Source organism: Paenarthrobacter sp. UW852, assembly GCF_024608385.1.
GTDB lineage: Bacteria > Actinomycetota > Actinomycetes > Actinomycetales > Micrococcaceae > Arthrobacter.
Genome location: NZ_JAMSGY010000007.1, coordinates 1 through 14779 on the forward strand (window position 1 = coordinate 1; position 14779 = coordinate 14779).

7 protein-coding genes are annotated in these 14779 nt (G+C 61.9%); 1 reads left to right on the plus strand and 6 read right to left on the minus strand.

The window, feature by feature from the left end; genetic code table 11:
- Positions 1-303: 303 nt before the first annotated feature.
- The 3 genes from NEK97_RS13135 to NEK97_RS13145 are packed head-to-tail and all read right to left on the minus strand — an operon-like array spanning position 304 to position 7848.
- Positions 304-3966, minus strand: a complete 3663-nt coding sequence (locus NEK97_RS13135; protein ID WP_257370338.1) for a 1,4-alpha-glucan branching enzyme — start codon at positions 3964-3966, stop codon at positions 304-306.
- A gap of 1 nt (position 3967) precedes the next feature.
- The gene (gene treS, locus NEK97_RS13140) at positions 3968-5764 is read right to left on the minus strand and encodes a maltose alpha-D-glucosyltransferase (protein WP_257370339.1); all 1797 of its coding nucleotides are present in this window, start codon (positions 5762-5764) and stop codon (positions 3968-3970) included.
- Entirely contained in the window at positions 5764-7848 is a 2085-nt protein-coding gene (locus tag NEK97_RS13145; protein ID WP_308292484.1) for an alpha-1,4-glucan--maltose-1-phosphate maltosyltransferase, read from the minus strand. Before NEK97_RS13145 ends, treS begins: the two co-directional genes overlap by 1 nt.
- Positions 7849-7973: 125 nt before the next feature.
- Here NEK97_RS13145 and glgP point away from each other — a divergent pair, with 125 nt between their 5' ends.
- Positions 7974-10598: an alpha-glucan family phosphorylase gene (gene glgP, locus NEK97_RS13150; RefSeq protein WP_257370340.1), complete on the plus strand. Its 2625-nt coding sequence runs from the start codon at positions 7974-7976 to the stop codon at positions 10596-10598.
- Here the strand turns inward: glgP and NEK97_RS13155 are convergent.
- The 3 genes from NEK97_RS13155 to NEK97_RS13165 all read right to left on the minus strand — a co-directional run bounded on the left by NEK97_RS13155 (position 10501) and on the right by NEK97_RS13165 (position 14769).
- On the minus strand, positions 10501-12711 hold the full coding sequence (locus tag NEK97_RS13155) for an ABC transporter ATP-binding protein/permease (protein ID WP_257370341.1): 2211 nt from the start codon (positions 12709-12711) through the stop codon (positions 10501-10503). The genes glgP and NEK97_RS13155 overlap by 98 nt on opposite strands.
- A 499-nt stretch (positions 12712-13210) precedes the next feature.
- Positions 13211-13915 (minus strand): peptidoglycan-binding protein, encoded by a 705-nt coding sequence (locus tag NEK97_RS13160; RefSeq protein WP_257370342.1) that lies wholly within the window; start codon positions 13913-13915, stop codon positions 13211-13213.
- A complete protein-coding gene (locus NEK97_RS13165; protein ID WP_257370343.1) occupies positions 13912-14769 on the minus strand; it encodes a hypothetical protein in 858 nt (285 codons plus the stop codon). The genes NEK97_RS13160 and NEK97_RS13165 overlap by 4 nt, the downstream gene beginning before the upstream one ends.
- Positions 14770-14779: the final 10 nt, after the last annotated feature.

A 14779-nucleotide genomic window follows, 5' to 3' on the forward strand; every position in this document is an offset into this window, starting at 1 on the left:
CACAAGGGTCCAGGATCGCTCCGGAGCAACTTTTCAAACTTACCCGCTGCCCGCCTTCGGGTCAAATCGGCGAAGTTGACTTGATTTTCCTTGAGGATTCATGTCGGTTTCGCCTTCCTCCACTGGGGAGCAGCGCGGGTACTAACTATACACACACTCTGCCGGCTTGGCAAAGCCCCTGTCTCAGGACGGGCTTGCCTAACAACAACGCTCCCCCACCACAGTGGAGGAGCGTTGCCTGGAAGGGGGGATTACGTGAGAGAGCGTCGGCCGGAAGGGGTGATTACGTGAGAGAGCGTGGGTCTATTCGGAGGGCGCGAACCACGAGGCCCCAAGCGGCGGAAGCGTGACGGTGAGCGCGGCCGGCTGTCCATCGGTTCCCGGCGCGCTGGCCTTCAAGGTGCCGGCGTTGACGACACCCGAGCCGCCATACGTTTCGGCGTCGGTGTTCAGCACCTCCACCCACTCCCCTGCTCCAGGTACACCCAGGATGTAGTCCTTGTGCGGGCCGCCGGAGAAGTTGATGGCACAGACGAGCGGCTTGCCTTCATGGTCCCACCGGATGAAGGTGAGGACGTTGTGGTCCGCGTCCCCGCCGTTGATCCACTGGAAACCGCCGGCTTCGTTGTCGCGTTGGTACAGGGCCGGCGTGGACGTGTAGAGCCCGTTGAGGTCCTTGACCAGGAGCTGCAGCCCGCGGTGCGCCGGGATATCTGCAAGGAACCAGTCCAAGCCGTACTGCTCGGACCATTCGGCTTCCTGCCCGAACTCGGTACCCATGAAGATGAGCTGCTTGCCGGGGTGGGCCCACTGGTAGGCAAAGAAGGCACGGAGGTTGGCCAGTTGCTGCCAGCGGTCACCCGGCATCTTCCGCAGCATGGAGCCCTTGCCGTGAACAACTTCATCGTGGCTGATGGGCAGCAGGAAGTTTTCCGTGAACGCATAGACCAGGGAGAACGTGATGGTGCCATGGTGCCACTTGCGGTTGATGGGGTCTTCGGAGATGTACTTCAGCGAATCGTGCATCCAGCCCATGTTCCATTTGAGCCCAAAACCAAGCCCGCCGTGGTTGGTCGGTGCCGTCACGCCGGGGAATGCCGTGGACTCCTCGGCGATGATGATGGCTCCCGGGTGGGACTTGTAGACCGTGGCGTTGACTTCCTGCATGAAGGAGATGGCCTCGAGGTTTTCGCGGCCGCCGAACTTGTTGGGGCGCCACTGTCCTTCTTCGCGGGAGTAATCCAGGTAGATCATGGATGCCACCGCGTCCACGCGCAGGCCGTCGATGTGGAACTCCTCCAGCCAGTACAGCGCGTTGGCCACCAGGAAGTTCCGGACCTCGCTGCGCCCGAAGTCAAAGATCAGTGTTCCCCAGTCCGGGTGCTCACCGAGGGCGGGATCGGAGTGCTCATACAGGGGCTGGCCGTCGAACTTGGCCAAAGCCCAGGCGTCCTTGGGGAAGTGCGCCGGGACCCAGTCCAGGAGCACGCCGATGCCTGCCTGGTGCAGGGAATCCACGAGGAACCGGAACTCGTCCGGGTGCCCGAACCGGGAAGTCGGCGCAAAATAGGACGTCACCTGATAGCCCCACGAGCCACCGAAAGGGTGCTCGGCGACGGGCATGAACTCCACGTGGGAGAAGCCAAGCCACTTCACATAGTCGACGAGTTCCTTGGCCAGTTCCTTGTAGCCAAGGCCCAATCGCCAGGAGCCCAGGTGGACTTCGTAGACGCTCATCGGCGAATTGTGGGGATCCCTTTGTGCACGGGCAGCCATCCACTCTTCATCCTTGAAGCGGTAGCTCGGATCAACCACCCGCGAGGCAGTCAGCGGCGGAACTTCTGTCCCGAAGGCCAGGGGGTCCGCTTTCTCCACCCACTGCCCTTCTTTGGTCAGGATCTCGTATTTGTAGCACGCCCCTGCTACAACACCGGGAATGAAGAGTTCCCATACGCCCGAGGAGCCCAGGGAACGCATGCCGTGAGAGCGGCCGTCCCAGCCGTTGAAGTCACCCTTGACCCGGACAGCCTGCGCGTTTGGAGCCCAAACCGCGAAGGAGACCCCGTCCACTTCGCTCAGCGAGGACCGGTAGTGCTGGACATGGGCACCAAGGACGTCCCACAGCCGCTCGTGCCGGCCTTCGCCGATCAAGTGCAGGTCTACCTCGCCCACCGTGGGCAAGTAGTGGTACGGGTCATCAACGGTGACTGTCTCGGCGTCGTACGCCACTTCCAAACGGTAGTCCGGCACGTGGCCGGGCTGCAGCGGTTCCAGGACGGCAGCCCAGACCCCGTGTGCCTCGTGCGTCATGTCCGTGCGTCCGGCTTCGGTCACTACCGCAACGGACTTGGCCAAGTGCTTCACGGTCCGGATGGTGACGTGGCCGTGATCATCCAGATGGGCGCCGAGCACGGAGTGCGGTGCGTGGTAAGCCCCCGCTGCCACGCGTTCCAAGGTCTCGGAATCCACGTGCAGTGGGACTCGGGGCCGTTCGGTACGTGCAGAGCCAGTCATGTCATTACCTTCCGCTGTAGCTGCCGCATGCTTGCCGCGGCTTGTGTTGTCGAGGATTCGTCGCGATGCGTTGACCGGGATCGACAGCCAGTCGGGCCGGTTTCGCAGCTCGTAGACCACCTCGTATAAGGCCTTGTCCAGCCACAATGCCACAAAGAGCGGCGAGCGGCGGTCTATGGTTCCGGGGGTGACGTCGCTGTACCCCTCAAGGAAGGCGGCAGCGCAGTCATCCACCCAGGTTTCGGGCACCGAGGCGTCGGCGTTCTCGCGCGTGGCGGCGCCTGCGGCGTAGTCGAAGGACCGCAGCATTCCCGACACGTCCCGCAGGGGAAGGTCGGGCATATTGCGTTCGTCAATGGTGCGCAGCGGTTCCCCTTCGAAGTCCAGGATGGCCCAACGCCCTGCGCGGTCTTCAGCGCCCGGGACCCAAAGGATCTGCCCAAGGTGAAGATCGCCATGCACGCGTTGCAACTGCCCGACGTCGCGCGGGTTCAAAGTGTCCAGCAGTTCCTGAACATTCGCGTCATAAGGCCCGACGGCGGAGGCGGCCTCTGCCCAGGACTGACGGACCCGCCTGGCAACAGTGGCGATGATGTCCGGGCCCTGTGACTGACCGTCCAGAACGCCGAACGTTTCGGCCAGCCGGGCATGGACTGTGGCTGTCGCCGCTCCCAAGCCGCGGGCTTCCGCGGTGAAATCTTTCCCTGCCGCCGCGGCGTCGACGGCCAGGCGCCACGCATCCTGCCCACCCAGGAGGAACTCGTGGGCGACTGTCAGCTCACCGGTGGCGGTTGCGGAACCGTTCGACGCCGGTTGGTGCCACGAGCCGGTGATCCAACCAAGCGTCGCGGGAACCTCGCTGGTTCCGGCCGCCGTCAGTGCTGCGCCCAGCTCCACTTCCGGGTTCTTGCCGGCCGCCAGCACGCGGAAAACCTTGAGGATGGCGGCCGAGTCGCCGTCGTCGATGATGACCGAGGTATTCGATTGCTCACCGGAGAGGACTCGCGCAGAAACCGGATTCCTGGGGAGCGTGACCTTGCCGTGGGTGAGATGCCCCTGCGCCAGGCTGTCCTCCAAGGAGGCCTCGCTGCGCATGAAGTCCAGCCAAGCGGAAACGAACGCGGAGTCGTACACGGCGTCGTACACCAGTTGAAGCCCTCGTTCCGGATCAGTGAACTCACCCAAAAGCGCTGTGGGCGCGTCCACGAGCGGCTGGCTGCGGAAGCTCAACGGCACCTGGACAACGTCCGTCCGGGGACCGCCGTCGGCCGTCCGGTAGGTGACTGCCAACAACACCACCTCAAACGCGGCATCATCGGCGGCGGCTGGGAGTCTGAAACCGCCCACCTGCTCAACGGCAAAATCGGGGCTCTTCACCGGGAACCAGCGCTTGGTGGGGAGCCAGGTCCGGAGAAGACTTTCAATGGCGGGGTTGTTTGTTCCCTTGCTCATCTCATCCTTTGGTCGACACCACGGGGATCGCCTGGGTAAAAGGCGACGATGGATTGGAAGATGCCGAGCGCAGCCGCAGCCAATAGAAGCTGTGGCTGCCCAGCATCACGGTCAGGTTGCCGTTCTCGCCGACAGCCGGGAAGGGTTGGCCGCCGAAGATATCGCGCAGGCCGCGGCCCGCGAACTCGGGAAGGTCCAAGGTAGCTGCCACAGGGTGCTGCGAAAGGTTGAACACACACAGTATGGTTTCGGCGACCTCCCCATCCGGATTACCGGGCGGCAACTCACGCACGTACGCCAGCACTACCTCGTGGTCGGCCTCAATGTGGCGGAAACCGCCCAAGCCGAACACCGGATGGTTCTTTCGAACGCTGAGGATCTGCCGCGTCCAGCGCAGCAGCGAACCGGAGTGCGCCGCCTCCGCCTCAACGTTGGCCATGCTGTAGTTGTAAACCAGCGACTGGATGACCGGCAGGTACAGCTTTCCCGGATCCGCTCCGGAGAAGCCCGCATTCCGATCGGGGTTCCACTGCATGGGCGTGCGGACGGCGTCGCGGTCGTCCAACCAGATGTTGTCTCCCATGCCGATCTCATCCCCGTAGTAAAGGAAGGGACTACCAGGCAGGGACAGCAAGAGCGCATTGATCAGTTCGATCTCGGCGCGGGAATTATCCAGCAGCGGGGCCAGCCTGCGCCTGATACCGATGTTGGCCCGCATGCGCGGATCCGGGGCGTACCACCCCAGCATCGCGGCACGCTCCTCGGCCGGCACCATCTCCAGGGTGAGCTCGTCGTGGTTCCTGAGGAATGTGCCCCATTGGGCACCCTTGGGGATCTCGGGGGTCTCCCGCAACGTCTCGATGATCGGCGCGGCTTTCTGGTCGCGCAGGGCGTAATACAGCCGGGGCATGATCGGGAAGTGGAAGGCCATATGGCATTCAGGAGCTTCCTCGGTGCCGAAATACTCCACCACTTCATGCGGCGGCTGGTTGGCCTCCGCGATGATCACACGGCCCGGGTAGTTCGCGTCCACCATCCGGCGAAGATCCTGCAGGAAGGCGTGCGTGGCCGGCAGGTTCTCGCAGTTGGTGCCCTCTTCTTCGAACAGGTACGGAATGGCATCGGCACGGAAACCGTCGATGCCCTGGTCCAGCCAGAACCGGACCACGTCGAAGAGGGCCTCGATGACCTTGGGGTTCTCGAAGTTCAGGTCGGGTTGGTGGCTGAAGAACCGGTGCCAGAAGAACTGGCGGCGGATAGGGTCGAAGGTCCAGTTCGACTCTTCCGTATCAACGAAAATGATGCGGGCATCCTGGTACTTCTCGTCCGTGTCACTCCACACATAGAAATCCCCGTAGGGGCCCGTGGGGTCCTTGCGTGATTCCTGGAACCAAGGGTGCTGGTCCGAGGTGTGGTTCAGGGGAAGATCGATGATCACCCGGACGCCGCGGGCATGCGCCTCAGCCACCAGCCGCTTGAAATCGCTGATGGTCCCGAACTCGTCCAGCACCGAGGTGTAGTCCGCAATGTCGTAGCCGCCATCACGCAACGGGGAATGGAAGAACGGCGGCAGCCACAGGCAATCCACGCCCAGCCACTGCAGGTAGTCCAACTTCTCGATCAGCCCATGGAAGTCGCCCGAGCCGTCCCCGTTGGCATCCGCAAAGGCCCGCACCAGTACCTCATAGAAGACTGCCTTGCGGTACCAGTTCGGATCGTGCTGGAGACCTGGGGCGTTCAACTCGAAGGTGTTCTTCGGAGTGAAGTACTGGCTGGGGTTTTGCGGAGAGAAACTCACTAAAGCTGCCTCCGGATGCTCAGGATGTGTGCGGGTTCAACATGGGCGTCCAAGCGAACGTAGTTGTGCTCGCCCCACTCCCAGCTCTGTCCGCTGATCAGGTCGTCCACGCGGAAGCGGCCGTCCTCGTTGAAGTCCTCAGGGTCCAGCTGCAACGCTGCCAGGTCCAGGGACACCGTGCTCTCCCGGGCGCTGTGCGGATCCACGTTGACCACGATGATCAACGTGTCCTTGGTGCCGTCCGGAAGAGTCTTGTGCTTGGAGTAGACAATCGTGGCGTCGTCCGTGCTGTGGTGCAACGTCAGGTTCTGCAGGTCCCCCAACGCCACGTGGTCCTTGCGGATGGCGTTGAGCCGCGTGATGTACGGAGCAAGGGTCCGCCCGGACTCGGCCGCACCCTCCCAGTCCCGCGCCTTGATCTCGAACTTTTCGTTGTCGATATACTCCTCGGCGCCTGGGCGTGCCACATGCTCATACAGTTCGTAGCCTGCGTACACGCCCCACAACGGGCTGGCTGTGGAAGCCAGGGCTGCGCGGATCTTGAAAGCCGCCGGACCACCGTACTGCAGGTACTCGGTGAGGATGTCAGGGGTGTTGACGAAGAAGTTGGGCCGGAAATAGGCCGGGCTGACGTGGCTGACCTCGTAGAAGTACTCTTCCAGCTCCGTCTTGGTGTTGCGCCACGTGAAATACGTGTAGGACTGCTGGAAACCGGCCCGGCCCAGGGCATGCATCATGGGCGGGCGGGTGAAAGCTTCGGCGAGGAAAACGACGTCGGGGTGCTTCTTGTTGACCTTCCCGATCAGCCACTCCCAGAACCAGACGGGTTTGGTGTGCGGGTTGTCCACGCGGAAGACCTTCACGCCGTGGCTGATCCACAAGAGCACGATCCGCAGGATTTCCTTCGACAGGCCCGCGGGATCATTGTCAAAGTTCAGCGGGTAGATGTCCTGGTATTTCTTGGGCGGGTTCTCCGCATATGCAATGGAACCGTCCACACGCGTGGTGAACCATTCAGGGTTCGACGTTACCCAAGGGTGGTCAGGGGCTGCCTGCAAGGCGAGGTCCAGCGCTACCTCAAGCCCGAGCTCGTTGGCGCGGGCAACAAAAGCATCAAAATCCTCAAACGTCCCCAGCTCGGGGTGGATGGCGTCGTGGCCACCGTCCTTGGAGCCAATGGCCCACGGCGAACCCGGGTCGTTGGGCCCCGGAGTCAGGGTGTTGTTGCGTCCCTTTCGGTGCTGGAAGCCGATCGGGTGGATGGGCGGCATGTAGATAACATCGAATCCCATCTCCGCCACGGCGTCGAGCCGCTTCGCCGCCGTACGGAAATTGCCGGACGTCCAAACCCCGGTGTTGTGGTCGAAAACCGCGCCCTCGGAACGGGGGAAGAACTCGTACCAGGCGGCCCGACCGGCAAGGTCGCGCTCCACCTGCAGGGGGAAGCGTTCGGAAACAGTCACCAATTCGCGGATCGGAAGGCGCTCGACGGCGGCCAGCACCTGGGCGCTGAACCCGGCAGCAAGGCGCTCCTCGGCAGACTTGGAGGTGTCGGCCAGCACGACAGAAGCGGCACGAAGGGTGCGCTTGTCCGCCCCGCTGCGCCCGGCGTCGTCGGCTGCTTCGGCCAGGAGGGCTGCGCCCTCGGCGAGCATCAACTCGACGTCGATGCCGGCGGCGATCTTGACCTCTGCGTTGTGGTGCCACGTTCCGTAGCGGTCGTGCCACGCCTCGATGACGAATGACCATGCGCCAGTGCCACCGGGGGTGATGAGGCCCTCCCAGCGGTCAAGGCCCTTCCATTGTTCGCCCTGGGCGGGATTCAAGCGCACACGCTGGCGCTCCCTGCCTCTCGGGTCGAGCAGCACAGCGGACACACCAAGCTGGTCGTGGCCTTCACGGAAGACCGTGGCACCCACCACGAGGTCCTCCCCCGGCAGGGCCTTCGCCGGGAAACGGCCACCCTCCACCACCGGCTGAACAGCCGTGATGGGGAACCGGCCGAAACGAAGTCCGTCGGTGATGTCCGTTTTCGTCTTGGTTTTCAGGGCGGTGATGTTTCGCACGGTATTCGTCACAAGCACGACGTTAGCGACAAAAATCGGGAAATGCTAAGCAAACGACCTTTCTCCTCTGCGCAAGATGACTTTTACCTAAAAGAAACCCAATCCGGTTCCGACTGCCATGCCAGTCCGTTAGTGTGGCGCTCGTGAAGGCAATTCGAAGGTTTACAGTCCGCACCGTCCTCCCTGAGCCCATCAGGCCCCTGGCCCGCTTGGCGACCAACTTGCGCTGGTCCTGGCACAGGCCCACCAGGGAACTTTTTGCGAGCCTTAACCCGGCTCTCTGGGAGGCCTCGCAACACGACCCCATAGCCCTCCTGGGGTCGATCAGCCGCGAACAGCTGCAGGACCTCGCCAACAACGGCGACGTAGTGTCCCGCGTGCAGGACGCAGCAGCGGACCTGGACCGGTACCTCAGCGAACCGCGCTGGTACCAGGGCCTCGGAGAGGACGCTCCCGCCTGCATCGCCTACTTCTCCCCGGAATTCGGCATCAGCGAGGTCCTGCCGCAGTACTCCGGTGGCCTCGGCATCCTGGCAGGCGACCACCTCAAAGCCGCGTCCGACCTCGGCGTGCCGCTGATCGGCGTCGGCCTCCTCTACCAGGCCGGCTACTTCAAGCAGTCCTTGTCGCGCGACGCCTGGCAGCAGGAAACGTACCCCGTCCTGGACCCGGACGGCCTGCCGCTGACCCTGCTTCGCCACCCCGGCAAGGACGGCGTCCCGGGCAAGCCAGTCCACATTTCCCTGCCGCTGCCCAACGGCCGTGAACTCCACGCGCACGTGTGGCGTGCCGACGTCGGACGCGTTCCACTGCTGTTGCTGGACTCAAACGTTCCGTCCAACGACGAAGCTGCCCGTGGCATCACCGACCGCCTCTACGGCGGCGGCGGCGACCACCGCCTCCAGCAGGAACTGCTGCTGGGCATGGGCGGCGTCAAGGCCCTTCGCGTCTACCAGGAGCTCACCGGCACGCCGGCGCCCGAGGTTTTCCACACCAACGAAGGCCACGCAGGTTTCCTGGGCATCGAACGCATCCAGGAAGCCATGTCCAACGCCACCGATCCCCTCAGCTGGGATGAAGCCCTGGCCGCAGGACGCGCCTCCACCGTCTTCACGACGCACACCCCCGTGCCTGCAGGCATCGACCGCTTCGAAACCGTGCAGATCAAGCACTTCTTCGACGCCGGACTGGCGCCAGCCGTTCCCACCGACCGGATCCTGGAACTCGGCCGGGAAAACTACGAAGGCGGCAACCCCTCCGTCTTCAACATGGCCGTCATGGGCCTGCGCCTCGCGCAGCGGGCCAACGGCGTCGCCAAACTGCACGGCGTGGTTTCGCGCGAAATGTTCGCCGGGCTGTGGCCGGGATTCGACCACTCCGAAATTCCCATCACGTCCGTCACCAACGGCGTCCACGTACCCACCTGGGTGGACCCGCGCATCTCTTCCCTGGCCCGGCACCAGTTCGGCGCCGAAGCGGAAGCGCTGGGACGCTGGGACCTGGCCTACAACGTCAGCGACGAGGACGTGTGGGCGCTCCGCCGCGACCTGCGCGCCCAGCTCATCGACGACGTTCGACGCCGTCTCCGGGCGTCGTGGAAGAAGCGCGGCGCCGCGGACGCCGAACTTGGGTGGACCGATTCAGTGCTGGACCCCGACGTCCTCACCATCGGCTTCGCCCGCCGCGTCCCCACCTACAAGCGGCTCACCCTCATGCTGCGCGACCCCGCACGCCTGAAGGCCCTGCTCCTGGACCCCAAGCACCCCATCCAATTGGTCATCGCCGGGAAGTCCCACCCTGCGGACGATGCCGGCAAGAAAATGATCCAGGACCTGGTCCGCTTCACTGACGACCCCGCAGTCCGGCACAGGATCGTGTTCCTGCCCAACTACGACATCGCCATGGCGCGGACCCTCTTCCCGGGCTGCGACGTCTGGCTCAACAACCCGCTCCGCCCGCTCGAAGCCTGCGGTACGTCCGGCATGAAGGCCGCGATCAACGGCTCGCTCAACCTGTCCGTCCTCGACGGCTGGTGGGACGAAATGTACGACGGCGAAAACGGCTGGGCCATCCCCACGGCCAACAACAACGCCTCCGCCGACGAGCGCGACGACATCGAGGCATCCGCACTGTACGAGCTGCTTGAAACCCAGGTGGCGCCGCGCTTCTACGGCACAACCGTGGCCCAGGGTGCCGGTGCGGCAGGCCCGTCCGAGTCCAGCACCGAGACCGTGCCCACCCACTGGGTATCCATGATCAAGCACACCCTGGCCAACCTCGGCCCGGCGGTCTCGGCAGAACGCATGCTGCACGACTACGTGAACAACCTCTACTGCCCGGCCGCTGTTTCGGGGCGCCGCGCCGTGGCTGAATCGTTCAAGGAAGCGAAGGAACTCGCTGCCTGGACGTCGAAGGTGCGGAGCGCGTGGCCCGAAGTCGTAGTGGAACACGTGGACTCCGTTGGCGTCTCCGAGGAACCCCAGGTGGGCGACACCCTGCAGGTTAACGCCTACGTGGCCCTCAACAACCTGACACCCGACGACGTCTCCGTGGAGGTCGCCTTCGGCCGCGCCGAAGAGACCGATGAGCTGGAGGATGTGGTGGTGGCCGAGCTGGACTCCGTGGAGGACCTCGGGAACGGACGCCACCTCTTCAACGGCTCCCTGGTCATCAACCGCTCCGGCTCCTTCGGCTACACCGTCCGCGTGTTCCCGAAGCACTCGGCGTTGGCTTCCAAGGCTGAACTGGGGTTGATCGCGAACGCGTAGTCCTGATCCGTTGCTGGCCCGCTTTGCCGTTGTTGCCCAACAACGAATTAGCGGGCCAGCGACGTTTGAGTCGGATCCCAAAGCCTGTGGGCTTGCTAGCCCCGAATTGCAATAGCGGGATCCTTGCGGCTGGCGACCCAGCAGGATATATGGCACTCACAATACCGGTGGCCGTACCTAGAAGGATTCCGACGAGCCAGAGATCTGACGGCAACACAGGCGGCCAGGACTGGATCCAAGAGACCCCGAGCGTGGTCATGGTTCCGATGATGCCGCCAAGCAAACCTGCTGTTATTCCAACGATGAAGCCCTCAAGAATGAAGGACCGGCAAATCAGCCATCGACTTGAGCCGATCGCTCGTCGGAGGGCTACCTCTGCCGACCGGTTCTGAACCGTCAGGTACATCGAGGAAGCCGCAGTGATAACGGCCAGGAGCATCAGGACAAGCGACAGCAAAGCAATGAGGGACCCGAGGTCATTTGAGACACCCTGCCTGATCGACTGAATATCGGCGGTGACGTCCACCTGCGCCTTTCCGGGGTCGCTCGGCGAGTACGCCAGCGGTGCAACTTGCGCGATCGCAGCCGAGAAGCCCTTTTCAGTTCTAACTTGAATTTTTAGGTCGGTCCTGGATACGGCACGCATTATGCTGGCGTCTACGAAGACGGAGTTGGCGTACTCAGGAAAATTTGGACCGGGATCGAATACACCAATAACGGGCACGAGCCGGTCATCGATCCATATGCTCGCCCCCTCAACCGGACCCGTTTTCTTGCTATACGGGATGTCGAGCGCTTTTGCTGCCTTGGTCGAGACTACTGCGAGAGGACCAGCTCGTGGGTTGTCGAGGGCAGTCCGGCTGTTGTCGGGAATTAGCCGTATACCGAAGTCATCGAAGTAGTTCTTCGAGGAGGAATGAAGTGACAACGGCGTTTCAGGTTCCAGATCGGAAGGTCCAACCCGTGTAATACGTACGTCTGCCGGAACCGCTGAGTAAACATAGGATGCGCCAACTACATGAGGAACGCGGGTAATGCGATCTACCCCGGAACGAAGTTCATCGAAATCGCTCGGAAGCACAACAGGTCCGTCTCCGACAGTCATGGACAGAGTATCCTGTGACGCAATCGCCAGCCGAGTGTTAATGGCATTCGAAGTGGTTGAACTGATACCAAGGGCGCCAGTCATCCCGCCAATGGCGATGGCAAAGGCAAGGATGAGGAGGGTCGTTCGGATGGTACGAGCGGAGAGCGCGGTGAGCGCATCACCCCAATCATCCAAAAGGGACTGAGCGATGCGTGACGCCCATGACTGCTGGCTTGACATAACGAAGGGCGCTGGGTGGGCCGGGACCTTACGTCGCGGCCTGGGATGATTATTGGTTTCGGCGTCACTCGTGATTCGACCGTCCTGGATCTCGATCCGGCGATTTGCTTGGTTCGCCACATTCAAATCATGGGTGATGATAATTACGGTGACACCCTCGGAGTTGAGCTTCCGAAGGTATTCGATGACCCGTTGACCGTTGTCGGAATCAAGATTGCCTGTCGGCTCGTCGGCAAGGATGATCTGCGGGTGCGTTGCGATTGCTCTTGCTATTGCAAGGCGTTGCCGTTCTCCGCCTGACAGGAGTTTAGCTTGCACCATGCGCTTATGCTCCAGCCCCACGAACTCCAGCGCGTCCAATGCAGTCTCTGCTCGTTCGTCCATCGGCACGCCCTGGACCCGCAGCCCGATAGCGGCATTGCTTATCACGCTTTGGTCACCGATGACGTTAGACGACTGGAAAACAAACCCGATGGAGTCCAGGCGCACCGTGTCGAGGTTTCGTTCTGAAGCGGCTCCGGCGGCCTGCCCACGAATTACGAGGCGTCCGGAGCTGGGCCTGTCCAATAAGCCCATGATGTTCAAAAGCGTCGATTTCCCCGAGCCTGAGGGACCCACAATGGACACGAACTCACCGGACTGAATCGCCAGTGAGACGTCAGATAGAGCCGGGGGCCCGCCGCCTGGATATGTGCGCGAAACTCCTGCCAAGCTGATGGCCAATGTTTCATCGAATCCCGCTTCTCCCGCTCCATGTGCGAGGAGCGCCGATCGCGAAGTCGTCACGATATTTGGACCTCGTCCCCCTCGCTGAGATCACCAGTGACCGCGGCGAAACCTCCCCCTGACCGAAGAACCGTGATGGGGACGCGTGCTGCGGGATCCTTTGTACTTCTATCGCCCCCCGAACTTCTGAGAACGTAAGCCCCATCGGCATCCTGTCGAATACCGGATAACGGCACTGCGAGAGCCTGTGCCGCACTACCCTTACCTGCCACAGTGACGCTTAAATTGGGGGTCAACAAGGCCAGATCTGCCTTAGTTATGGCCTCTACCGTCACGGGATATCCCACACGTTGCCCATTACCCGCATCCGTAAATGGACCTACTGCTGTGATCCGTCCTGTCAGTTCCTTCTCCGCGACCCTGATAGTGACATCCTGCCCAGTCCTGTGGGATTCCGCCTGCTGGCCCTCAGCAATGAACTCGACGAAGTTGTTTTCGGTTTGAAACGTGGCCAGAGGGCTTTGGACGGTCACTTTCTGCCCTATTTCCAGCGCGGAGATTACGGTCGCGCTAGCGACGGGAGGGCCAGCAGTTGCCTGAACGGGATCGACACCGTAAAAGTTTTCGAGCCGTCTGGTGCCGGATTTTCCGGTGTAGCTCCTGGTTCGACTTGGTGACTCTTCTCGGCGGGCACTCGGCCGCTGTTCAAGGTGAAACCCTCGCTGGCAAAGAAAGAGGATGCTGCTGCTATGGTTGCGCTGTCCAAGTGACCAGTTTCGCGGGTGACGTACCCCATTTGCGTAAGCGCCCGTTGCAGAGCCAACACGTCATCTCCCTCATCGCCTTGAGAGAGATCCCCATACAACGGGAGCGGACCCGGCAGAACGAAATAGGGCTTGCCGGAAACTACCCCCGCAAGGTCGCCCCACTCTAACGCTTCCCCCGCCTTAAGCGTCTGACGCACGACAATTGGTTCTTGTCCCTCTAGATCGATGAGGATCGGCACTTCCGGTCCGGCTTTGATAACTCCGGCGAACGTTAGCCGATCGTCGACAATACGGTTTTCAACCCTTGCATAGACGGGGACTTCGGCCATAGAGTTCTCTGGCCGAATGACATCTGATTGATCAAAGACGCGCCCAGCCAGCAAGCCCACCCCCGCCGAAATGACTGCGGTCAGTGCCAAAAGGACGACCAGCCACCGTCGCGAGAGCCGAGTCAAGCCAACAGCTGCCGCCGCTCTCTTGGGCTGGGCATCCTTCACTGCGTCTCTTTCAACAACTTCTCAGCGGCATCCACGTACTTCTGGCTCTTCTTCTTGAGCTCAATAAGAACTGCCTCATTCTGCCTTATGAGCGGCAACTGGTAGCTTGCTTGAATATCGCCGAGCGTTTGGGTTAGCCGTACCTCCTGATTGCATTCGGCTTCAATCGTGGCGATTCGGATGCCCTCAGCCGCGTCCGCCTTCGACGGGTTTTGCTGATCTGTCCTCACCTGCAGGTCAAAGGACTGCTGGCTCGACCACATCGCGGTGGCGGCGTCCCGTCCCGGCGTCAAGCCGGCCGCTGAGATGCAATTGTCCCAGTTATCTTTGGCGGCTTTCCAGGCAGAGGTTTCTGATGCCATGCTCAGGCTCTTCAAGGCAATTTCTGCTGCAGTACCCCCGTTCATAAGATCGTCCGGTGGAGTGATTTCATCGATCTTGCTCTTTTCACTGGCGAGACACTCATATCTGGCGTCGCCCCACGCACCCGCCTCATCGTGCTTCCGGTTCGATTGAGAGTCTTCTCCAATAAGCCGGAAGCCGTGCTGCCTCACGCGATCAACGTTCCACACGCCAAAGTTCCGGTTCTCTGCCCTGGGATAAGCAGCGTTCGGATCGTCGATGAAGCCAAATTTCTTCATGCACGTAGTCATAATGACTTCCCGCGCGAGGAGAATTTGAGAGCGATCACGAGCCGAGATTTCATACGAATCGACAGGAAACACAATCAGAGAATTCTCGTAGTCCAGATTCACTTTTCCAGATGGGTCTGGGGTGATTGGACTGTCCGCGGCCCCAGAACAGGATGAAATAGCCAAAGCTACGGCCATGGCTAGCGAGACCGAAACAAGCACAGCCCAGCGC